Source organism: Actinomadura citrea (assembly GCF_013409045.1).
Classification (GTDB): domain Bacteria; phylum Actinomycetota; class Actinomycetes; order Streptosporangiales; family Streptosporangiaceae; genus Spirillospora; species Spirillospora citrea.
In genome coordinates, this window is sequence record NZ_JACCBT010000001.1 from 5,637,743 (window position 1) to 5,658,954 (window position 21,212).

The 21,212-nt window shown below is 71.3% G+C and carries 20 protein-coding genes and 4 tRNA genes; 10 read left to right on the forward strand and 14 right to left on the reverse strand.

Translation table 11 applies throughout. The annotated features are described in order from the left end of the window. Positions 1 to 145 precede the first annotated feature (145 nt). From BJ999_RS26205 to BJ999_RS26215, 3 genes are read left to right on the forward strand one after another with little or no spacing between them, the layout of a single operon-like run. Positions 146 to 337, forward strand: a complete 192-nt coding sequence (locus BJ999_RS26205; protein WP_179835740.1) for a hypothetical protein — start codon at positions 146 to 148, stop codon at positions 335 to 337. Next, a complete protein-coding gene (locus tag BJ999_RS26210) occupies positions 334 to 915 on the forward strand; it encodes an RNA polymerase sigma factor (protein WP_179835741.1) in 582 nt (193 codons plus the stop codon). The genes BJ999_RS26205 and BJ999_RS26210 overlap by 4 nt, the downstream gene beginning before the upstream one ends. After that, positions 915 to 2,078, forward strand: a complete 1,164-nt coding sequence (locus BJ999_RS26215) for an HD-GYP domain-containing protein (RefSeq protein ID WP_179835742.1) — start codon at positions 915 to 917, stop codon at positions 2,076 to 2,078. The genes BJ999_RS26210 and BJ999_RS26215 overlap by 1 nt, the downstream gene beginning before the upstream one ends. A 523-nt stretch (positions 2,079 to 2,601) precedes the next feature. On the opposite strand, the gene BJ999_RS26220 is transcribed toward BJ999_RS26215, so the two are convergent. Then, positions 2,602 to 2,673 (reverse strand) — tRNA-Val (locus BJ999_RS26220). Between the two features lie 154 nt (positions 2,674 to 2,827). Further along, the gene (locus BJ999_RS26225) at positions 2,828 to 3,253 is read right to left on the reverse strand and encodes a TIGR02611 family protein (RefSeq protein ID WP_179835743.1); all 426 of its coding nucleotides are present in this window, start codon (positions 3,251 to 3,253) and stop codon (positions 2,828 to 2,830) included. Positions 3,254 to 3,542: 289 nt separating this feature from the next. Here BJ999_RS26225 and BJ999_RS26230 point away from each other — a divergent pair, with 289 nt between their 5' ends. Next, on the forward strand, positions 3,543 to 3,956 hold the full coding sequence (locus BJ999_RS26230; protein WP_089312133.1) for an SsgA family sporulation/cell division regulator: 414 nt from the start codon (positions 3,543 to 3,545) through the stop codon (positions 3,954 to 3,956). Here BJ999_RS26230 and sthA read toward each other — a convergent pair. Together sthA and BJ999_RS26240 are read right to left on the reverse strand one after the other, a co-directional pair. Next, positions 3,953 to 5,356: a Si-specific NAD(P)(+) transhydrogenase gene (sthA, locus tag BJ999_RS26235; RefSeq protein WP_179835744.1), complete on the reverse strand. Its 1,404-nt coding sequence runs from the start codon at positions 5,354 to 5,356 to the stop codon at positions 3,953 to 3,955. The two genes, BJ999_RS26230 and sthA, sit on opposite strands and share 4 nt — an antisense overlap. Positions 5,357 to 5,405: 49 nt before the next feature. Further along, a complete protein-coding gene (locus BJ999_RS26240) occupies positions 5,406 to 6,005 on the reverse strand; it encodes a TetR/AcrR family transcriptional regulator (RefSeq protein WP_179835745.1) in 600 nt (199 codons plus the stop codon). A gap of 104 nt (positions 6,006 to 6,109) precedes the next feature. Here BJ999_RS26240 and BJ999_RS26245 point away from each other — a divergent pair, with 104 nt between their 5' ends. From BJ999_RS26245 to ppgK, 3 genes are read left to right on the forward strand one after another with little or no spacing between them, the layout of a single operon-like run. Continuing rightward, entirely contained in the window at positions 6,110 to 6,853 is a 744-nt protein-coding gene (locus tag BJ999_RS26245) for an SDR family NAD(P)-dependent oxidoreductase (RefSeq protein WP_179835746.1), read from the forward strand. Next, positions 6,853 to 7,173, forward strand: a complete 321-nt coding sequence (locus BJ999_RS26250) for a DMT family transporter (RefSeq protein ID WP_179835747.1) — start codon at positions 6,853 to 6,855, stop codon at positions 7,171 to 7,173. Before BJ999_RS26245 ends, BJ999_RS26250 begins: the two co-directional genes overlap by 1 nt. Before the next feature lie 28 nt (positions 7,174 to 7,201). Then, positions 7,202 to 7,999 carry a polyphosphate--glucose phosphotransferase gene (ppgK, locus tag BJ999_RS26255; protein WP_179835748.1) on the forward strand — a complete coding sequence of 266 codons (798 nt, stop codon included), beginning with the start codon at positions 7,202 to 7,204 and terminating at the stop codon, positions 7,997 to 7,999. Here the strand turns inward: ppgK and BJ999_RS26260 are convergent. The 9 genes from BJ999_RS26260 to BJ999_RS26300 all read right to left on the reverse strand — a co-directional run bounded on the left by BJ999_RS26260 (position 7,986) and on the right by BJ999_RS26300 (position 18,796). Further along, on the reverse strand, positions 7,986 to 10,706 hold the full coding sequence (locus BJ999_RS26260) for a glycoside hydrolase family 38 N-terminal domain-containing protein (RefSeq protein ID WP_179835749.1): 2,721 nt from the start codon (positions 10,704 to 10,706) through the stop codon (positions 7,986 to 7,988). The genes ppgK and BJ999_RS26260 overlap by 14 nt on opposite strands. After that, on the reverse strand, positions 10,697 to 11,893 hold the full coding sequence (locus tag BJ999_RS26265; RefSeq protein WP_179835750.1) for a CehA/McbA family metallohydrolase: 1,197 nt from the start codon (positions 11,891 to 11,893) through the stop codon (positions 10,697 to 10,699). The genes BJ999_RS26260 and BJ999_RS26265 overlap by 10 nt, the downstream gene beginning before the upstream one ends. Next, positions 11,890 to 13,017: an ABC transporter ATP-binding protein gene (locus tag BJ999_RS26270; protein ID WP_179835751.1), complete on the reverse strand. Its 1,128-nt coding sequence runs from the start codon at positions 13,015 to 13,017 to the stop codon at positions 11,890 to 11,892. Before BJ999_RS26270 ends, BJ999_RS26265 begins: the two co-directional genes overlap by 4 nt. Then, positions 13,017 to 13,844 (reverse strand): carbohydrate ABC transporter permease, encoded by an 828-nt coding sequence (locus BJ999_RS26275; RefSeq protein WP_179835752.1) that lies wholly within the window; start codon positions 13,842 to 13,844, stop codon positions 13,017 to 13,019. Before BJ999_RS26275 ends, BJ999_RS26270 begins: the two co-directional genes overlap by 1 nt. Beyond that, on the reverse strand, positions 13,841 to 14,812 hold the full coding sequence (locus BJ999_RS26280) for a carbohydrate ABC transporter permease (RefSeq protein ID WP_179835753.1): 972 nt from the start codon (positions 14,810 to 14,812) through the stop codon (positions 13,841 to 13,843). Before BJ999_RS26280 ends, BJ999_RS26275 begins: the two co-directional genes overlap by 4 nt. Beyond that, positions 14,784 to 16,208, reverse strand: a complete 1,425-nt coding sequence (locus BJ999_RS26285; RefSeq protein WP_179835754.1) for an extracellular solute-binding protein — start codon at positions 16,206 to 16,208, stop codon at positions 14,784 to 14,786. Before BJ999_RS26285 ends, BJ999_RS26280 begins: the two co-directional genes overlap by 29 nt. A gap of 80 nt (positions 16,209 to 16,288) precedes the next feature. Further along, on the reverse strand, positions 16,289 to 17,125 hold the full coding sequence (locus BJ999_RS26290) for an aminotransferase class IV (protein ID WP_229810380.1): 837 nt from the start codon (positions 17,123 to 17,125) through the stop codon (positions 16,289 to 16,291). Beyond that, complete coding sequence (locus BJ999_RS26295) at positions 17,076 to 18,095, reverse strand: chorismate-binding protein (protein ID WP_179835755.1); 1,020 nt, start codon at positions 18,093 to 18,095, stop codon at positions 17,076 to 17,078. The genes BJ999_RS26290 and BJ999_RS26295 overlap by 50 nt, the downstream gene beginning before the upstream one ends. Next, complete coding sequence (locus tag BJ999_RS26300; protein ID WP_179835756.1) at positions 18,092 to 18,796, reverse strand: ArsR/SmtB family transcription factor; 705 nt, start codon at positions 18,794 to 18,796, stop codon at positions 18,092 to 18,094. Before BJ999_RS26300 ends, BJ999_RS26295 begins: the two co-directional genes overlap by 4 nt. Before the next feature lie 127 nt (positions 18,797 to 18,923). Between BJ999_RS26300 and BJ999_RS26305 the strand changes: the two genes are divergently transcribed. From BJ999_RS26305 to BJ999_RS26315, 3 genes are all read left to right on the forward strand, one after another. Next, a tRNA-Gly gene (locus tag BJ999_RS26305) sits at positions 18,924 to 18,995 on the forward strand. A gap of 40 nt (positions 18,996 to 19,035) precedes the next feature. Further along, positions 19,036 to 19,106, forward strand: a tRNA-Cys gene (locus BJ999_RS26310). Between the two features lie 31 nt (positions 19,107 to 19,137). Continuing rightward, positions 19,138 to 19,209: transfer RNA gene (locus BJ999_RS26315), tRNA-Val, on the forward strand. Between the two features lie 406 nt (positions 19,210 to 19,615). Here BJ999_RS26315 and BJ999_RS26320 read toward each other — a convergent pair. Further along, a complete protein-coding gene (locus BJ999_RS26320) occupies positions 19,616 to 21,112 on the reverse strand; it encodes a glycoside hydrolase family 71 protein (protein WP_179835757.1) in 1,497 nt (498 codons plus the stop codon). Positions 21,113 to 21,212: the final 100 nt, after the last annotated feature.

Here is a 21,212-nt window from a genome sequence, read left to right on the forward strand (position 1 = left end):
GCGACGGCGCGGAAGCGGTGGGGACGGCCTGCGGGCGTAGGAGCTGAGATGTGGCTGAGTGCGCCCGTCGTCGGCGCGTCCAACTTTTGAAGGCGCCAGCGCCTTTAAGGGACGACGTGTACCACCACAAGAAGGAGGCGGCTGGATGTCGCTGATGGTGGAAGCTTCGCGCGCTGCGGCTGCAACGCTGGCCTGCGTGGCGGCGGGCATGGACTTGACCCGGGTGCTCCTGCAGCGGCGCGCGCACCGGCCGATCGAACCTCGTCTCAGCACCGCCCAAGACGACCGGAACGGTACCGGCCCGGGCGTCGCCAGTGAGGCGGAGCTTGAGTCATGACCGGTAACCCACGCGGTTCCATCGGCGGAGTCTTGGTCCACGAAGGCACTGAAGGACACACAGGCGAGCTGGCGGCCTTCTTTATGGAGCACCGTTGGCTGCTGCGCCGCTTCCTGGTGGCGCAGGGCTGCCCGGACGGCGACAGCGACGACATTGTCCAGGACGCGTTCTTGATCGCCTGGACCCGGTGGCAGACCATCGCCTACTACGACAATCCCAAGGCCTATCTTTACAAGGTGGCCATCCGCCTCTGGCACCGAGCCGCAGCGCACCGCGGTCAGACCGGCAGCCACGACGAGCAGCAAGACGTCTTAGAGACGACGCCCAGCCAAATCGACGTGGGCGGGTACGTCGAACTCTCCGACACTCTCACCAGGTGGTTCGGACAGCTGCCCGCTCAGCAACGCAAGGTCGCCGGGTTGCGCCTGATCGCCGATCTGTCGGAGGTCACGACCGCTGACATCCTCGGCATCAGCCTCGGAACGGTGAAATCCCAGCTGAATGCGGCCAGAAAGAAACTTGCCGAACTACGCGACAAGGACGAGCGCGACGAGCACAGAGATGGAGGCGAGCGGTGATGAGCATCGACGACCTGATCCGCCAGGCAGCCAACGCCAACAGGAACAACGACCAGACGGCGCTGCGCTCCTTCCTCGCCGCCGCCGACCAGGCCCACCAAGATCCCCGAAAAGCCCGGCGCATCCGCGCCCTGGCCGAACTGGTCGACATCGACATCGCCGCCTACGACCAAGGGCTGACCGCCCTCGACCACGGCGACACCCACGCCGCAGAGACGCTCCTGCTACACGCCGCCAAGGCCGGGATCAACGACCCCGCCGACATCCTGGCCGAACTTCTGGCCCAAGACGTCGACGCCGACCCCCCTCTGGAACTCGCACGGCGAGCCGCGGAGATCCGCGCCCACCGCGCGATCCTCAAAGCAGCGTGCCTCCGACAAACCGACCCGGCTCCGGGCCGGACCGCACCGGGCCGCAGGCAGGCCTCCGCAGCGACCGAAAGCGGCGTGACGAAGGATGCACTGGCCGAGGTGCTGATGGCGGCCATGGACGTCAAGGACTCCCACACCCGCAGGCACAGCCAGCGAGTCTCACGTCTCACCAGCTTGCTCGGCGCGGAACTGGGCATGCCAGTCGCACATATCGAGGCGGCCCGTCTGGCCGGACTGCTACACGACATCGGCAAACTCGCCGTCCCCAACGCCGTGCTATTCAAGGCTGGCGCACTGACCGAGGCGGAATACCGCATCATCCAGTTGCACGTCCGGCACGGCGCCGCGATCGTGCAGGAACTCCCGGAGTTCTTCACCCAGACCATCCCTGGAACCCGCACCGGCATCGACGCCGATCCGCTCATGCGCGACACGGTCGCCGGGATCCTGCACCACCACGAACGATTCGACGGCAGCGGCTATCCCCACGGCCTGGCCGGCACCGACATCCCCCAGGTGGCTCGGACGGTGGCCGTGGTCGACTGCTTTGACGCCATCGTCACCACCCGCAGAACCGGCCTGGCACGGCCCATCCCACAAGCAATCCACGTGCTACGCCAGTGCGCGGGTGTCTCACTCGACCCCGAGATGGTCCACGCCTTCCTGACCGTCCTGAGCACCCACCGCGACGAGATCGAGCACCTCAGCAGACAAGACCGCCAATCCGGCCCCGCAAAACCCAACCCGGCGGCGTCCTCACGCGAGGAACTCGACGCATGCGACCGATCTTGAACAGGCGAACCCCGACCACCATCGTACCGGAGCCCGTTTATGAGCCGTCTGCCGTCCGGCCGAGCGAGGGCGGGCCGCACCGTCGGTACAGGGCCGGCGCTCCGCGAGTTCACGCTCGGCATCAGTTCGCTCGGCACGAGCAACCCGACTGCGGCTCCTCCCACGAGTTCAGGTCCGTCGCCTTCCTTGTACAGCGATCGCGGGAAGGACTCCACATCAGCTCAGCTTGGCCAGTCGAGCCCCTCGGACAGTCGCTGCGATCAGCGTTATGGCCGTGGGCGCTACTCGATCAAGCCAGACCCCGAGCGAGCCAACGAGGTTCTCAATGAAGCCAGGCGGCTTTCGTCGGCAGCCTCGACCGGGCCCGGACGACGCGCTCAAGATGATCGGCCGCCCAGGTGAGCGCTTCGGGAATCTGCGAAGCGTACGGTGGCTCCCGAACTGGCTCCCGAGACTACGAAGCGCTCATTGGAACACACGAGATCGCGCCGTTGACGGCGCTCTGACCTGCGGAAACTTGGGGTGGGCGATACTGGGTTCGAACCAGTGGCCTCTTCGGTGTGAACGAAGCGCTCTCCCACTGAGCTAATCGCCCCTGCGGAACGTGCGTTCCGACGTCGGAAACTCTAGCGCATGTCGGGGGGTGGTCGCGCGCCGGTTTTGCGCCTGGGGAGGGGGTGGGCGCCTTGCCTGGCGGCGGGGCTGAGGGACGGATGGGAGTCGGGTGGTTACGCTTGGCGACTGCAGTGTCAGGTCCAGAAGGTGGGGTCTTCGATGTTCCAGGGCAGCGTCAGGCCGTAGACGGTCAGGTAGGCGGTCAGGGCGGCGGCGAGGGCCAGGGCCGTCAGGACGCCGAGGATGGTGTTGCGGCGGCGGGCGCGGGGGTCGAGGGCTTTCTCCTTGGCGCGGTCGGCGGCGGTTCTGGCGCGGTGGAGGGCGCGCTGCGCCCAGGCGAACTCGGTGGCGAGGATGGCCAGGCCGATGACGATGCCGAGGAGGCCGGGGCCGGGGGTCACCATCATGACCAGGCCGCCGGTGAGGACGGCGGCGCCGGTGAGGAAGACGGCGGCGCGCCAGGCGGTGTTGAGGAGGGGGTTGCGCCGGATCCGGGCGCGGAAGCGGTGGGAGAGGCGCGGCTCCGGCGGTGGAGCATCCTTTTCATGATTTATTGCCACGGTTTTACCTTAAGGCAGCGGATGGGCCTGCGGGGGGACGGGGGAGCGTGCGGATCGGCCTGCGGGGCAGGGGGGTCGAAGCGAAGGAAACTTGCGAATGATCCGCTTTTGCCCAGGTCAGACGCGGGTTTTGCTATGGTGAGATGGATCACAAACGCCGGGGACGCCGGAATGTTCGGCCGAGTTCAGGCAGTTAGGCGTCATAGATCGCGGGGATGTCGGTGAGAGGGAGTACCGCCCCACCGGAGCGCCCCGTGAGCCAGCGGGACCGACGTAAGAGGGAATGGCCATGAACAGCAGTACCACCGTCTCAGCAGAGCTGGGCCTTCGTCTCGTCGTCCCCGACCGCACGACCGTCCCTCTGCTGGCCGGGCTGGAGTACGCGGCCGACGACCCGTACGCGATCCGGATGGCCTTCTACGTGGGCGACGACGAGCCGGTCGAGTGGATCTTCGCCCGGGAGCTGCTCACCGTCGGCATCGTGCGCAAGGTCGGGGACGGGGACGTCGAGGTCTGGCCCGGCGAGGACGACGGCACGCTCAATATCGCGCTGTCCTCCCCGTTCGGGGACGCGCTGTTCGAGGTGCCGCTCTCTCCACTCGCCGACTTCCTCCACCGGACGTACCAGGCGGTGCCCGCCGGCGAGGAGAGCGAGTTCATCGACATCGACGCCGAGCTGGAGAACCTGCTCTGGCCGTCCTAGCCGGACAGGCGCGCGATGTGGCGCATCTTGTTCATCGCGTCCAGGGCGGCGACCTTGTAGGACTCGGCGAGGGTGGGGTAGTTGAAGACGGCGTTGACCAGGTAGTCGATGGTGCCGCCGCAGCCCATGACCGTCTGGCCGATGTGGACGAGCTCGGTGGCGCCGGTGCCGAAGACGTGGACGCCGAGGAGCCGCCGGTCATCCGGTGAGACGAGAAGTTTCAGCATGCCGTAGGAGTCCCCGATGATCTGGCCGCGGGCGAGTTCGCGGTAGCGGGACACGCCCACCTCGAAGGGGACCTTGGCCTCGGTCAGGGCGTCCTCGGTGCGGCCGACGAAACTGATCTCGGGGATGGTGTAGATGCCGATGGGCTGGGTCTCGTGGATCTGGGAGACCGGCTCGTCGCAGGCGTGGTGGGCGGCGAGGCGGCCCTGCTCCATCGAGGTGGCCGCGAGGGAGGGGAACCCGATCACGTCCCCGACGGCGTAGATGTGCGGGACCTCGGTGCGGTAGTGCTCGTCGACCTTGATCCGGCCGCGGAGGTCGGCGGTGAGGCCCGCGGCCTCCAGGCACAGGTCGCCGGTCATGCCGTGGCGCCCGGCGGAGTACATGACGGTGTCGGCGGGGATCCGCTTGCCGCTCTCCAGGACGGTGATCGCGCCGTGCGCCATCCTCTCGACGGACGCGACGCTCTCGCGGAACCGGAAGGTGACGGCCAGGTCGCGCAGGTGGTACTTGAGCGCCTCGACGATCTCCAGGTCGCAGAAGTCCAGCATGCGCTCGCGCCGCTCGACGACGGTGACCTTGGTGCCGAGCGCGGCGAACATGGAGGCGTACTCGATGCCGATCACGCCGGCGCCGACGACGACCATGGTCTCGGGGATGCGGTCCATGTTGATGATGCCGTCGGAGTCGATGATCGTGCGGTCGTCGAAGTCGACGGTCTCGGGCCGCGCCGGCCGGGTGCCCGTCGCGATCACGATGCGGTCGGCGGTGAGCTTCTGCTCGCGGTCGCCGGTCCCGCTGACGGCGATCGTGTCGGGCTCCAGGAAGCGGCCGGTGCCGGGCAGCACGGTGACGCGGTTGCGGGCGAGCTGGCTGCGGACGACGTCGGTCTCGCGGCCGATGACGTGCTGGGTGCGCATCCCGAGGTCGGCGACGGTGATCTCGTCCTTGACCCGGTAGCTCTGCCCGTACAGCTCGCGCTGGTTGAGCCCGGTCAGGTAGAGGACGGCCTCGCGGAGCGTCTTGGACGGGATCGTCCCGGTGTTGATGCAGACGCCGCCCATCATGTCGCGGCGGTCCACGATGCCGACCCTGCGGCCGAGCTTGGCGGCGGCGATGGCCGCGCGCTGCCCGCCGGGCCCCGAGCCGAGGACGAGGAGATCGAAGTCGCTCACGCCCTCAGTCTGACTGCCGAGCACCGTGCTGATAAGGCTTTCGCCAGATCTATCCCGATCCCAGGAGGCCGCCGGCCAGGGTGTCCAGGCCGGCCTTGATGCGGTCGAGGGGCATGCCGCGGGTCCGGCGCTGGTGGAGGAACAGGTTCGCGGCGAGGGGGGCCAGGAGGGCGTCGGCCAGGTAGTCGGCGTCGGCGTCCGGGCGGATCTCGCGGAGCAGGATCGACAGATGCCGGTGGTAGAGCCCGTACGAGCCGTCGCGGAAGCGGGCCTCGGGCGGGTCGGACTCGGCCATCAGGAGCAGATCCGCCTGGGCCTCGGTGCGGTCGGCCAGGGCGTGCAGGAAGGCGCGGACGCGCTCGGCGGGGGCGGCGCCCGGCCCGAGGGGCGGAGGGCCCTGGATGAACGCGGTCTGGAAGTCGCGCTCGCGGTCGTCGATGACGGCGTAGACGAGGCGGGCCCGGTCCCCGAACCGGCGGTACACGGTGCCGACACCGACCCCGGCGGCCCGCGCGACCTCGTCCATGGAGACGGCCTCGGGGCCGCGGGTCGCGATCACCTCCGCGGCCGCGCGCAGGATGCGGCGGCGGTTGTGGGCCGCGTCCGCCCGCTCGGCGGGCGGCCGCCCGATCACGGGCAACTCCCGCATCCGACCCCCTCTCGGCACGGACCAGCGTAACGGGTTTGTATCCGGAAAGCTCTCCGGTTAAGCTCGCTAAGTGGAACTTTCTCCGATTAAGGCCGGGAGCTGAGATGACGGTGGATCTGGCAGGACGGGTGGCGCTGGTGACGGGCGGCGGGCGCGGCATCGGGGCCGCGATCGCGCGGCGGCTGGCGCGGCACGGCGCCGACGTGGCGGTGACCTACGTCCGTGCCCCGGAACGGGCCGCCGGCGTCGTCCGCGAGATCGAGGCGGCGGGCGGGCGCGGGCTGGCGATCGCCGCCGACGCCGCCGACCCCGAGGCCGTCGTCGCGGCCGTCGACCGGACGGCGGCCGAACTGGGCCGCCTCGACATCCTGGTCAACAACGCCGGGATCGCGCCCTACGGGCCTCTGGAGGACGTGACGGCCGCCGAACTCGACCGGACCCTGGCGATCCATGTCCGGGCGGCTTTCGTCGCGGCGCAGGCGGCGGCCCGGCATCTCGGGCCGGGCGGCCGCGTCATCAACATCGGCAGCAGCCTCGCCGAGCGCGTCCCCTATGCCGGCTGGACGCTGTACGCCATGAGCAAGTCGGCGCTCACCGGGCTCACCCGGGGCCTGGCCCGCGATCTCGGGCCGCGCGGGATCACCGCCAACGTGGTGCAGCCGGGCTCGACCGACACCGAGATGAACCCCGCGGACTCCCCCGACGCCGATTTCGAGCGCGGGTTCACGGCACTCGGCCGGTACGGCCGCGCCGAGGAGATCGCCGCGATGGTCGCGCATCTGGCGGGTCCGGGCGGGGACTATGTCACCGGTGCGGCGATCGCCGTGGACGGGGGGTACGCAGCCTGATGGCCTGGATCTTCCTGCTGATCGCGGGGTTGACGGAGCTGGTGTGGGCGACGGCGCTGAAGCAGTCGGACGGCCTGACGCGGCTCTGGCCGACGGTCATCGGCCTGTCGGTCGCGCTGCTCAGCGTCGTCGTGCTGTCGCTGTCGCTGCGGACGCTGCCGGTCGGGACCGCGTACGCGGTCTTCGTCGGCCTGGGGGCGCTCGGTGTCGCGCTGGTCGGCATGGTCGCGTTCGGCGAGAGCGCGTCGCCGGCCCGGCTGGCGTTCCTCGCCCTGATCGTCGTCGGCGTTGTCGGTTTGCAGGTGCTGGAGGGCTCTTAGCGGCGGCAAGATCGGGCAGAGTGAGGGCATGGCGAGGGAGATGCTGGGGATCGACATCGGCGGGTCGGGGATCAAGGGCGCGCCGGTCGACCTGTCGGACGGGTCGTTCACACGGGAGCGGTTCCGGGTGGACACGCCGCAGCCGTCGAAGCCCAAGGCGGTTGCGGCGGTGCTCGCGCAGGTCGTGGAGCACTTCGGGTGGGACGGGCCGGTCGGGGTCACCTATCCCGGCGTGGTGATCGGCGGCGTGACGTTGTCGGCGGCGAACGTGTCCAGGCACTGGGTCGGGCTGGAGGCGGAGTCGCTGATCGCGGACGCGACCGGGCGGGAGATCACGCTGCTCAACGACGCGGACGCGGCGGGGATCGCGGAGATGCGGCTCGGCGCGGGACGCGGACGGCGCGGCACGGTCGTCGTGCTCACGCTGGGGACGGGGATCGGCAGCGCGCTGTTCACCGACGGCGTCCTCGTCCCGAACACCGAGTTCGGGCACCTCCAGATCGACGGCGAGGACGCCGAGATCCGCGCGGCGGCCAAGGCGCGGGAGGAGCACGACCTCAGCTGGAAGAAGTGGGCGAAGCGGCTCAGCGTGTACATGGGCCACCTGGAGGCGCTGATCTCCCCCTCGCTGATCATCGTGGGCGGCGGGGTGAGCAAGAGGTCCGAGCACTTCCTTCCGCTGATCGAGGGCGTCCGGGCGGAGATCGTTCCGGCGCGGCTGGTGAACAACGCGGGCATCGTGGGAGCGGCCATGGCGGCGGACGCCGCGCAGGATGGGGCGGCGGACGCCGCGCGTGTCGGGGCGGCGAACGCTAGGACGTCCTGAAGCGGACGGTGGCGATCTCCCAGGGCCGCAGCGCCAGCGTGGCCGTCCCGTCGTGCACGTCGAGCGGGATGCCGGGGCGTCCGCGCAGGTCGACGCGGGTCGCCTCGGCGAGGTCGCCTTGCAGGACGGCCGTGGTGGGATGCGCGCACTGGGCGACCATCCGGGTCTCGGTCCAGCCGTCGCGGAGGCGGAGCGAGGTCATCGCCACGCCGTCGCCCGTGATCGAGAGGCCCGTCCGGGAGGCCGGGACGGGCGTGGTGGCGCGTCCGTAACCGGCGGCGGTATGCAGCTCGTGCCGGTAGGTCTCGGCGGCCTGCAGAACGTCGGCTCCGGGCGCCTCACCGGAGTACGGCAGGATCGCGAGGCCGACCGCGCGCTCGCCCCGGCACTGGGCCTGCGGCGTGGGGAGCTGCGGCCCGGCGGGCTGGTCGCGGTAGGCGTTGCGGTCCCGCGACAGGTAGCCGATCGAGCGCAGCAGGGTGAGCGCCAGTTCCCGTCCGCCGAGCACCTCGTACTCGGTGACGTGCTCCAGCAGGACGGCGAGGCCGCCCGCGGCGACGAACCCGGACGCGGGGAAGGTCGGCACCGGCCGCTCCCCGAAGCCGCCCTCCGCGGTGGGCCCGCGCTCGACGATCGCGAACTGTCCTTCGGCGAAGGACGAGCCGGCCTGGCGCGGCAGCGACATGTGCAGCCGGACGCGGTGGTCGTCGCACCGGTTGTCGAACGTGACGCGCAGCCGCAGGAAGGGCTCCCCGGCGCGCAGTTCGGCGCGGGTGGTGACGGTCACGTCCTCTTCGGCCTCGGACCGGGCGTCGCGCGGGACGTCCCCGGAGGCGGGCCACCGGTAGGTCCGGACGATGTCGAGCGCGGCGACGAGCGGCCCGTCCCACAGGGGCCGGACGGTCACGGTCAGGGGGTCGCCGACGATGCGGTCTTCGGCGGGCGGCGCGTGGTTGTAGGAGTCGCCGAGGTCGCCGCCGTCCACGACGCGGCCGACCCCTTCGACGACGTGGCCGGACGGGGTGCGCAGCTGGAGCGTGCCGTCCTCGCGGACCTCGGCGCGCAGCAGCCCGTTGTCCAGGACGTTCCCCTCCGCCGTCACCGGCCCTTCCGCGGCGCCGCCCGACGCGACGGGCCGGACGGCGGTGAGCCCCAGGGCGGGCACGTCGACCATCGCGGCGACCGTGCGGCGCGGATCGGCCAGGATCCGGACGCGCCAGTCCCCGTCCGCGTCGCGGAGCGCCTCCCGCACCTCGCCGATGTCGAACGGGACGTCGGCGCGGGACGTGACGTGGAAGGTGAGCGCGCGGTCCTCCCGGGAGACCGTCCAGTCGCGGATCTCCTGCCCGAACAGCACCCGCCCGTACACCCGTTCCAGCAGGATCGGCAGCTCGGAGGCCGGGTGGACGGCGTCGTCCAGGACGGTGGGCGCGATGTCGAGCGTCTGGACGGGGACCGGCCGCCCGTCCCCGGTCACCAGCCCGGGTTCCCCTTCGCACGCGACGTCCAGGGTGACGAGGCCGGTCCGCGGAGCGGGGGTCGGGTTGAACACCAGGTGGGAGCCGAGCGGCACCGTCGCGGCGCGTTCGGCGGTGACCAGGTCGCAGACCGCGCGGCCGAGCTGCTCCGCCTCCGCCATGCGCGCCGCGACCTGCTCGGCGGTCTCGTCGCTGCCGCATCCGGTGACCGAGTCGTGGCAGCTCACCTCGATGAGGCGCCGCCACGCCAGGTCGAGGAACCGCTGCGCGTCGCCGGTGTACCAGAGGGCTGCCAGCGGTTCGGCGTACCGCTCCACGAGCCGTTCGGCGCGTCCCATCAGCTGCTTGAGCCGGACGCGGGCCGACAGCACGCCGGGAAGGATGTTGGCGCGGGCGTGCGACCGCAGCTCGCCGCGGACGCGCGGCAGGCCGTCCACGGACGGCTCCTCCCCCGCGAAGTACCCGGCGAGCGTGTCCAGGCGCATCGCGGGCCCGGCGGAGGCGACCCGGTCGGCGAGGTCGGCGGCGGGCGCGGTGTGGTCGGCCCCGTACATGGCCAGCAGCGGGCCGCCGCCCGGGTACCAGCGGCCCATCGCCTCCGCGAACCCGGCGACGCGGCCGGGCAGCAGGGACGCGCCGTCCTCGAACTCCTCGAACATCGACGCGGCGTTGCCGTAGCCGCCCTCGGGGAGGTACTGGGTGCGGATCGCGGTTCCGTCCGGCGCCTCCCAGGCGAACGCGCGGGTGCGGACGCGGTCCGGGACGCCGCGCCACACGCAGGCGTGCTCGATCCCGGCGAGTCGGAGGATCTGCGGTGTCTGCGCGCAGTGCCCGAACTGGTCGGGCAGATAGCCGACCATCATCGCGGCGCCCAGTTCCTCCGCGCGCCGCAGCCCGAGCTCCAGGTTCCGGACGATGTTCTCCCCCGAGCACAGGAACTCGTCGTGCAGGATCTGCCAGGGCCCGACGGCGAGCCGGCCCTCCCGGACGAGCGCGGCCACCCGCTCGCGCCGCTCGGGACGGATCTCCAGGTAGTCGTCGACGGCGGCCATCTGCCCGTCCAGGGTGAAATGCCAGCGCGGGTCGGCCTCCATCCCGTCGATGACGCCGTCCAGCAGCGACACCAGGCGGAGCCGGAAACGCTGGAACGGCAGGTACCACTCGCGGTCCCAGTGGGTGTGCGGCACGACGACGATCTCTGAGCCCTCGGCCCGGCCTGCTACCCGCACAGTGCGATCACCTCGTTCTCGTGGGTCTCCAGTCGGTACGTGCCCGCCTCGTCCGCCGGCATCCGGACGCGGTCGCCCCGGACGGCGGTCCGGCGCCCGTCCGGCCGGACCAGCACGGTCCCGTCCGCGCCGAGGGCGACGAGCTCGTCGGCGACGCGCAGCAGCGCCGGCGCGTCCAGGCCGGCGGACACCGCCGTACGGCCTGCCGCGAGCCCGCCCAGCACGTCCTCTCCCTCGGCGAGGACCCAGGTGACGGGCTCGCCGAGGTCCTTCATCTGCGCCGGGTCGTGGAAGTCGCTGCCGCCGAGGGGGACGACGCCCTGCGGCCGCCACACCTGCGCCCAGGCCAGCGGGGCGCCCCAGCGGCGGTCCCACCAGGACGAATGCCAGATCTCGGCGTGGCGCGGCCGGTGCTCGGCGGGCAGCGGGCGCCGCCAGGCGCAGTCGCCGCTGAGCGGGTGGTTGATCGACATGAGCCCGCCGCGCGCGGCGGCGGAGGCGGCCCAGTCGGCGCTCGGCGCGCGGAAGTCGATCCAGCCGGTGTCGCCGAAGACGTTCGCGTGCCCGAGGTCGGTGGTGACCTCCTGGCCGGGCAGCAGCAGGACGCCGGCGTGCGCCCCGGCGGCGGGCAGCTCCGGATGGTGGCTGACGGTGTTGTGGTCGGTCACCGCGAGGTAGTCCAGGCCGCGGGAGGCCGCGAGGCACGCCAGTTCGTGGACGGTGAGCGTGCCGTCGCTGTGGACGGTGTGCGAGTGCAGGTCACCGGCGAGCCAGCGCATTCCGTCCGGGGCGGGGAGTTCCGGGCGGGGCGGTCGTTCCGGCCGCGGAGGCGGCGCTTCGTCCGGCCGCCTTGGGTTCGTCCCAGAGGTGGTGACGGTGACCTCGAACGGGACGCCGTCCGGCGGGATCCGGTGCAGCCCGAGCCAGACGTGCCAGAGGCCCGGTTCAAGCTCGCCCGGGAGATATCCGGGCGTCGCCCAGTCGGCGCCGATCGTGAACCGTCGACGCGCCCCACCGGACCAACCGCGGAACCCGTCCGGCCCATGGCAGCCCAGGTCGATCACACCGCCCTCGAAGGACAGCTCGACGGTGACGGACGCCGTCCCCCGCGGCACCTCGAAGGGGAGTTCGCGCAGACCCTGCTCCAGACGGTCTTCCAGACTCCACCGTCCGCTGTGCACGGTCATCCGCTCCTCCCGTCCTTGGCCAAGGGCGCCGCCGCCCGCCCGGCCTCGTCGCCACCGCCCGTCACCAGCTCGCCGTCGCGGTAGAGCAGGACGCGTCCCGGACGCGGCGACGCCCACCCCTCAGCGGAGGGCTGGGCCTCGAAGCCCTCCCCCACCACGGCTCGCACCGTTTCACCGTCGACGTCCAGGGTCACCAGGGAGGACGCGCCGAGGTTCTCCACGACGGACACCCTCCCGCCGAACGCCCCGTCCACCGGCTCGGTGCTGAACTCCATGTATTCGGGCCGTACCCCGCAGACGACCTCCTGCCCGTCCAGCACGAGGCCGCGCGCCTCCTCCGGAACGGGCAGCTCGGTCCCGCCGACCGCGACCGCCCCGCCGCGGACCGTGCCGGGCAGCAGGTTCATCGGCGTCGAACCGATGAACGAGGCCACGAACAGGCTCGCCGGGCGCCGGAACACTTCCGCGGGCGTGCCGATCTGCCGGATCTGCCCCGACTCCATGACCGCGATCCGGTCGGCGAGCGCCAGGGCCTCCGCCTGGTCGTGCGTGACGAACACCGTCGTGAACCCGTGGCGGTGCTGGAACGTCTTGAGGAAGGTGCGGGCCTCCAGGCGCAGCCGTGCGTCCAGGTTGGACAGCGGCTCGTCCAGCAGGAGGATCCGCGGGTCCGCCACCACGGCGCGGGCGAGCGCGACCCGCTGCTGCTGGCCGCCCGACAGTTCCCCGGGACGCCGCCGCTCCAGGCCCTGCAGGCCGAGCACCTGGGCCACCGAGGTCGCGCGCCCGTACCGGACGGCGCGGCTCTGCTTCCTGACGCGCAGCGGGTAGGCGATGTTGTCCAGGACGGTCATGTGCGGGAACAGCGCGTAGTCCTGGAACACCATGCCGACGTCGCGCCGCCCCGGCTGGTGCCGCGTCACGTCCTCGTCGCCGAGGCGGATCGTCCCGCCCGTGGCCGCCTCCAGGCCCGCGATCGTGCGCAGCAGCGTGGTCTTCCCGCAGCCGGACGGGCCGAGCAGCGCGAAGAACTCGCCCATGGCGACGTCCAGGTCGAGCGCGTCCAGAGCCCGGACGCCGCCCGGATAGACCTTCGTCAGCTCCCGAATGGTGATGGACGCCATCAGCGCTTGATCCCTCCGTGGAAGCGGAAGCCGTACCGGCGGCTGACGAACAGGTACATGAGCACGACCGGCAGGGAGTACAGCAGCGAGAACGTGGAGATCAGCGGCAGGTCCGGCTGGCCGCCCTCGGTGTAGAACGTGTACATGATCACCGAGGCGGGGGCCTTGTCCGGGTCGCGCAGGAGCAGGAACGGCATGAGGAAGTCGCCCCAGACCTGCGCGACCGTCCAGACCGTCACGGTGGCGAGCCCGGGCCGGATGACCGGGACGACCACATGGCGCAGGAGCTGCAGCGGCGAGGCGCCGAACACCCGCGCGGCCTCCTCGTAGGACGTGGGCGTGGCGTCGGTGAAGTCCTTCAGCAGGAAGATCGCCGCCGGCAGCAGCCCGCCGGTCAGCACCAGGATCACGCCGAGCCGCGAGTCGATCAGGTGCAGGTTGAAGGCCAGCAGGAACACCGGCACCATCGCGGCCGTCCCGGTGATGATCGACGACAGCAGGAGCAGGACGTAGAGCAGCAGGTCCCGGCCGGGCACCCGGACCCGGCTCAGCGCGTACGCGGCCAGCGACGCGGTCGTGACGACGAGCGCCGCCGTCCCCGCGGCCAGCAGCACCGAGTTGCGCAGCGACGCGAGAGCGTAGGGGTTGTCCAGCAGGACCCGGAAGTTGTGCAGCGTGAACTCGGGCAGCGATGCCGAGATCCCCGGGTTCGCGTCGAACGGCGCGAAGGCCAGCCAGAGCAGCGGCAGGGCGAAGAACCCGAGAACGCCCGAGACGAACGTGGCCAGCCCGATCCGGCGCAGGATCTCGCGTACGGTGCCGTTCACGCGGCCGCCCCCTCCGCCATGCCGGCGTCCGCCGTGCGGGCGCGGCCGCGGTCGCGCAGCGCCCGCAGGTAGACCAGCGCGATCACGAGGTTGATCAGGATCATGAGCAGCGAGATGGCGGCGCCGAACCCGAGCCGGCCGTCCCCGAGCGCCGTCCGGTACACGTACACCGACATGATCTCCGAGCGCCCGTCCGGGCCGCCCGCAGTGATCAGGAAGGGCGTGAAGTCGTTGAACGTCCACAGGCTGACCAGCAGCAGGCTCGTCAGCAGATGGCCCCTGATGCGCGGGAACACCGCGTCGCGGAGCGTCTGCCACGTCGACGCGCCCGCGAGCCGCGCCGTCTCCAGATGCGACGGTGGAACGTTCCCGAGAGCCGCTCCGCAGAGCATCATCGAGAACGCGGTCCCGCGCCATACGTTGAACACGACGACGCACGCCATCGGATGGTCGAGCAGCCACGCCGTGCCCGGGGTGCCGAGCATGGCGTTGAGCGTCCCGCCGTCGCGGTCGAGGAGCGCGATCCACAGGAACGCGATGACCGAGGACGGCAGGATCCAGGCCAGCAGCACCAGCCCCTCGACCAGGCGCCTGACCAGGCCGGACCGGTCGCGCATCACCCACGCGATCGAGAAGCCGAGCACCGTCTGCCCGATCACCGCCGACCCAAGGACGAACTGGAGCGTCAGCCACAGCGACCGGTGGAAGTCCCCGTCGCCGAGCACCGTCCGGTAGTTGTCGGTCCCGACGAACCGCGGCTCGCTGGCGGCGATGCCGGTGAGCCGGTAGTCGGTCGTGCCCAGGTAGAGCGTCCAGAGCGCGGGGAACACCAGGAACACCGCGACCAGGACCAGCGCCGGCGCGACGAAGGCGGCGGCGCGGCCCCGCCCCAGCCCGGCCGCGTCGTCCTCGAAGGACGGCGCGGCCGTGGGCGCGACGTCAGCGCGGGGTGACGTGGGCGGCGCCACCGACGACCCCCTCCAGCTTCTTGGCGTACTCGGCGGCGGCCTGGTCCGGACTCCGGCCCGCCACCACGCTCGCGGTGGCCTCCTGCAAGGCCGTCGACACCTGCGGATAGGCCGAGAGCCCCGGACGGTAGGACGTGACGGGCAGCACCTTCTCCGACACGAACGTCAGGAAGGGATCGCTCGCGAGGATCTCCTTGTTCACGTCAGTCCGGGACGTGATCTCGGGGGTGCCGGCCGTCCGGGCCTTGACCATCTCCGGGGAGTTCATGAAGGCCAGCAGCTCGAACGCCTGCTGCGGGTACTTGGTATTCGGGTTGAGGACGGTCACCGAGCCGCCCGACATGCTCACGAACGACTGCCCGCGCAGGCCCCGCCCCTGGGAGACGGCGGGGATCAGCGCGTAGCCGACGTCCTGGTCGCGGGTGGCCATCTTCGCGACGCCCGTCTTCGGGTTGAGGACGTCCCGCCAGAAGTAGTCGCCCTCGAACAGGATCCCGATCTTGCCCGCGGCGAACTCCTCGAACGACTTGTCGCGCCCCTTGGCCTCCTGCTGGAGCTTGGGGTCGCCGAGGCCCTCACCGCCATAGACCTGCGCGTACAGGCCGAGGACCTGCTTGAGCGCCTGGCCGCCGCCCGTCCACCTGCCGTCCGCCCAGATCTCCGCACCCGCCCCGGCCAGCAGCGGGAGCGCCCCCTGCATGCTGGTGGCCTCGCCCATCGCGGTGCCCGCGTTCAGCTGGATCGGGGTCACGCCGGGGACCTTCTTCAGGGCGCGTCCCGCCGCGATGATCTCCTGCCAGCTCTTCGGCTGCCAGCCGGCGGGCAGGCCGGCCCGCGCGAACAACCTCTTGTTGAAGAAGATGAGGCGGCCGTCGGTCGCGGGCGGGACGCCGTAGCGCTCGCCCTCGAACGTCGCCAGTCGCTGGACCGATGCGGGGATCTGCGCCCAGCCGTCCCACGCGCCGGCGGGGGCGCCGACCGCCTTCGACAGCGGCTGGATGTAGTCGGCCTGGGCGAACTCGCCGACCCAGATGCCATCGATGTCCATGATGTCGGCACCGGCGCGCGACTTCAGGTCGAGCGCCAGCTTCGTCTTGTACACCTCGTCGTCCACGCCCTGGCCGCGGAACGTCACCTTCGCCGTGACGCCCTTGGCCTTCTGCGCCGCGACGAACTTCGGGATCACCGTCCTGGTGATCCACTCAGCCTCTTCGGCGTTCTTGCCGCCCGCGATGGCGTTGCGGGTGATCGTCAGGGAGAAGCTCTTGGCGTCCTTGCCCCGGTCGGGGTCCGTCGAGGACCCGCCGCCGCACCCGGCGAGCGCCGCGCCCGCCAGTGCGAGCGCGGCGGCCGCGCCGATCCGCCTCCTGGAGAAGTCCCTAGTGGAGAAGACCATGGGTGACCTCCTACAAGCGTCACCACATAACGTGAACGAAGAATTCGATCACGTAAAGACTCAGAGATCGTTTTTCTGGCTCAGGGGTCCATCAACTCGGCGGACCGGGCGGCGAACGCCTCCACGGCCTTCGCGGTGATCGGTCCGGGGGCGGCCGGGAGGACCGTCCCGTCCACGGCCCGGATGGGCTGGACGTCACGGGTCGTGGACGTCAGGAACGCCTCGTCCGCGCGGTACAGGTCGTCCAGCGCGACGTCCTCCTCCTCGCCGCCGCACCACTCCAGCGTGAGCGCGCGCGTCACCCCGGCCAGGCAGCCGGACGACAGCGGCGGCGTCACGAGCCGCCCGCCGAGCACGAGGAAGATGTTGCTCCCCGTCCCCTCGCACAGGTTTCCGGCCGTGTTACCGAAGATCGCCTCACCGCCGCCGCGCTCGTTGGCGTAGGACAGCGCCAGCGCGTTCTCCGCGTAGGACGTGGTCTTGAGGCCGGACAGGGCGCCCCGCTCGTTGCGCGGCCACGGCACGACCGTCACGTCCGCCGTCGCCGGGAACGGTGCCTGCGGCCCGGCGATGATCGACACGGTCGGGCCGGCGTCGCCGCGCGCGGAGCCGAGCGGGCCCGGGCCGCTCGTGTAGGTGATCCGGATGCGGGCCAGCGGCCACTTCGGGGCGGCCGCGAGCACCTCCAGGGTGCCCTGCGCCAGGGCGTCGTGGTCGGGCTCGGGCAGGCCGAGGCCGGCCGCCGAACGGGCCAGCCGCCGCAGATGCCGGGTCAGCGCGAACGGCTCCCCGTTCGTCGCCTTCACGGTCTCGAAGATCCCGTCCCCGACGAGCATGCCGTGGTCGAAGACCGACACCGTCGCCCGCTCAGGGTCGAGCAGTTCCCCGTTCAGCCAGATCCTGGCCTGCTCCGTCACCGGAAGCCACCTCCAATAGCCGAGCCGCCTTCAGCTCGGTCTCGCGCCACTCGCGATGTGGATCGGACCCCCAGGTGATGCCGGCGCCGGTGCCGAACCGCAGCAGGCCGTCCTCCGCCCAGAAGGTCCGGATGCCCACGGCCAGGGCGCCGCGCCGGGAGTCCGCGTCCACCCAGCCGATGGCCCCACAGTACGGCCCCCGGGGGACGGGTTCGAGTACTTCCAGCAGCCTCAGCGCGCTCGACTTCGGGGCGCCCGTCACCGAACCGGGAGGAAACGTCGCGGCGATCAGCTCCGGCCAGCCGCCCCCCGCCAGCCGCGCCCGGACGGCCGACACCAGGTGGACGAGCCCGGGATGCTCCTCCAGCGCGCACAGCTCCGGCACGCTCACCGAGCCGGTCTCCGCGATCCGTCCGAGATCGTTGCGGACCAGGTCGACGATCATCACGTTCTCGGCGCGGTCCTTGGGAAGCAGGTCGTCCGCCGTCCGGCCGGTCCCCTTGATCGGACGTGACTCGACCACCCGCCCGTCCCGCCGCAGGTACAGCTCGGGCGAGGCGGAGGCGACCTCCAGGCCCGGCACCCTCAGCGTCATCGCGTAGGGCGCGGGATGGCGCTCGGCGAGCCTGGCCCCCAGTCCGGCGATGTCGGCGCCGCCGGGCAGCTCCGCGGAGAGCACGCGGCACAGATTGGCCTGGTAGACGAGACCGTCCGCGATCGCGCCGCGGATGCGCTCGACCCCCGCGACGTAGGCCGCCTCGTCGAGTGAACTCGTCCACTCCCCCGCCGGGCCGGCCCACGCGCCCCCCGGATGCGGCGCGGGCCTCACCGTCTCGAACCGGGCGCACGTGACCTTCCCCTCGTAGGTCACCACGACCGCCCACCAGCCGCGCGAATCCAGCGCCTCCAGGTCGGAGGTCACGTCCGCGAGCCCGGTGGCCAGCAGGCCCCCGGCATAGGCGAAGCTCATCCCAGCACGCACCCGAACGAATCGGCCAGGCCGGCCAGCCCCGCCTCGGTGACGACCAGCGCCCGCCGCGTACTGCCCCGCTCGAACCAGCCGAGCTCGATCATCCGGCTGGTCAGCGCCTCCCCCAGCGCCCCGTTCAGGTGCGGCCGCCGCTCCGTCCAGTCGAGGCAGTGCCAGGCGAACCTCCGCCGCGCGCTTCGCAACGCCTCCAGATCCAGCCCCAGCGCCCCAAGGCGCTCCTCGCCCTTCTCCGTCACCTCGTAGGCGTCGCCGTCGGCCGCCACGATCAGACCGCCGTCCACCAGCGCCGCGAACAACGTCACCCCGGCGATGCCGGCGAGGTGGTCGTAGCACGTCCGCGCCTCATGCAGGCGCCGCGCGTCCCGGGACTGCCGCAGGCTGTTCACCCGCACCGGCGGGCTGATCCGCGACAGCGCCTCGATCACCTGGGCGACCTCGCTCCCCCGCAACCGGTAGTACCGGTGCCGCCCCTGCTTGACGACCGTCACGAACCCGCCGTCCAGCAGCCGCGACAGATGCGCGCTCGCCGTCTGGGCGCTCACCCCGGCCGTCCTCGCCAGCTCCCCCGCCGCGAGCGGACGCCCGTCCAGCAGCGCCGTCAGCATCGCGGCCCGCGCCCGGTCCGCCAGCAGAGCCGCGACCGGCGCGAAGTCCACACTCACGACCTGTTCCGAGCCCATGCCACCGAGCCTAGGCGACCCGCTCTTCGACCAGCGTCGAAGCATCCGCGCTCCGCGCCGCCGCGTAATCCGGTTCGCGTCACCGCCCCGGAGGCGCTAATGTTTTCCCCGTCGCCGCAGGGCGCAAGCGGAAGTGGCTCAGGGGTAGAGCATCACCTTGCCAAGGTGAGGGTCGCGGGTTCAAATCCCGTCTTCCGCTCTGAGGGGCCTTTCGGGCTATGACCAGAAGGTCTCCTTCTGGTGGAGTGGCCGAGAGGCGAGGCAACGGCCTGCAAAGCCGTGTACACGGGTTCAAATCCCGTCTCCACCTCAACCCGTACCTCCCCGGAGGACACGGACCCGGGCGATTAGCTCAGTGGGAGAGCGCTACCTTGACACGGTAGAGGCCACTGGTTCAATCCCAGTATCGCCCACGAGTCGGGCTACCATGTTCGGCGCTTTCGGCGCCTTCCCGGTGGCCCGCAATGCTTTCCCGGGGGGCGACCCCCGGACCCCCGATGTGGGGGACTCCGTCCCCCACTCCCCCTGCGCGCGAGGCTGGGTTGAGTGCGCGCCTTAGGGTCCTCCAGTCGGCTCTGGCACCCATCATCCTTCCTGAGCCTTGACGAGGGCGTTTGTTCTGGGCGGTCTGAGCCGCTGAGCACAGTGACACGGTTTCGTCGCGCGGTACCTTTCCGACCACACCCAGTCGGTTCGCACGAGGCAGACCGCGGGCCAGCGTCGCTCTCTGCCGAACGGCGTGCCCGGTCTTGCGCTTCTTGCCGACCTTGGCCGCTCCTGGGGTCCGGGGCCAGGAGCGGCGGTCGTTTGGGGGTCGGGTCAGGGGCGGCCGCTGGTGGCGGCGTGGTACTGGAGGTCCTGGACCTGCGGGGTCGCGGTCACCGTGAACGGGGAGGTGACGGTGGCGGTGGTGGTGCCGTTGCGGAGCACCGAGGCGGCGGTGGCGCCGTTCGCCAGGGGGAACAGCCGCGCCTGGACGCCCGCAGCCGCGTCGTAGCTACTCGCCGTCCCCCCGATCGTGGCCCTGACCTGCGCGGCGGCGGTGAGGAAGGAAAGGATCTCCACCTTGTCGCGCGGGGTCGCGGTGCCGGAGCGCGGGACCATGAACTTCGCCTGGCCGCCCGACGTCGGCTTGAGGGCCGCGGTCTGGGTGCGGTGGGTCAGGTAGACCGTGTCGCGTGCGATGGCCGGCCACGTCCCGGTCTTGAGGCGGGTCAGGTAGTAGGACGCCAGGTCCAGGTACGCGCCGTCGTTGTGCGGGGAGGGCGCGAACTGGGTGCCCTCGGAGAAGTCGTTCCAGGTGGTGAGCTGGACCCAGTCGGTACCGCCGTCGATGGCGTTCTTCCAGGTGGTCCGCAGGTTCTCGGTGTTGTTCGCCTCGTCGTAGATGCCCTGGTTGGGCCGCTCGTCCTGGACGGCGACCGGCTGCATCCAGATCTTGCCGAGACCGTGCGAGGCGCTGATGTTGCCCCCGATGCCCCCCTGCAGGTTCGGACTCCGGTTGCCCCAGTTGGAGAAGCCGTAGCTGACCGAGGCGTAGTTCTTGTAGTTGGCGCCGAAGTTGAGGAACACCGGGACGAGCGCCGGCTTCGCACCCAGGTTCGTCATGGCGGTGTTGAACGCCGCGTACCAGTCGGCGGTGCGGTTCTCGGCCTTGAACGGCGAGACGACCACGCGCCCGTCGGGCAGCTTGTAGACCGCCGGCGACTTGGCGAGCCCGGCCAGCTCCGAGGCGAGGCCCGCCGCGTCCAGCCCCTTGATCTGGGTGGCGGTCATGTCGGGCATCAGCACGATCCTGAACCCGGGGTCGACCTGCTCGGCCGCCTTGATGAGCAGGTCCACGCGCTTGCGGTGCGGACTGGTGGCCGAGAGGTTGAGCAGGTCGACGGTGAAGCCGTCCAGGCCCGCCGCGACGGCCGTGCGGACCTCCCGCTTCATGTCCTCCAGCTGGTAGTCCCCGCTGATCGGTGCGCGGGGCGCCGGACGGTCGCGCAGCAGTCCGCCGTAGGCCTGGTGGATCCCGCCCTCACCGGCCGGGCTCAGGTAGTTGCGGGTGTAGTAGTCCGACTCGGGCGCCTTGTTGTCCAGCGAGACCGGATAGGGGGTGAAGTAGTGCGCGAACACCTTCTGCTTGGACGCGCGCAGTGTGGCGGTGGCGGGCAGGTCGAACGGAAGGGCGGTGGTGGCGCTCGCCTCGGCCACACCCTTGACCGGTACCGCCTCCCGCGGGCTCAGCCCGCACCCGGCCGTGGCCAGGACCCCGCCCAGCAGCAGCGATCCTGCCGCCACCGCCGCCCGCGAAAAGATGATCTTCATGGAGCGGCACCGTACTGCATCGCCCTCGGCGCCATACGAAGATCACTTCAATCGGCATGATCGCGGACTGCCGGGGCTTTCCTGCATGTATGTAGCTGTT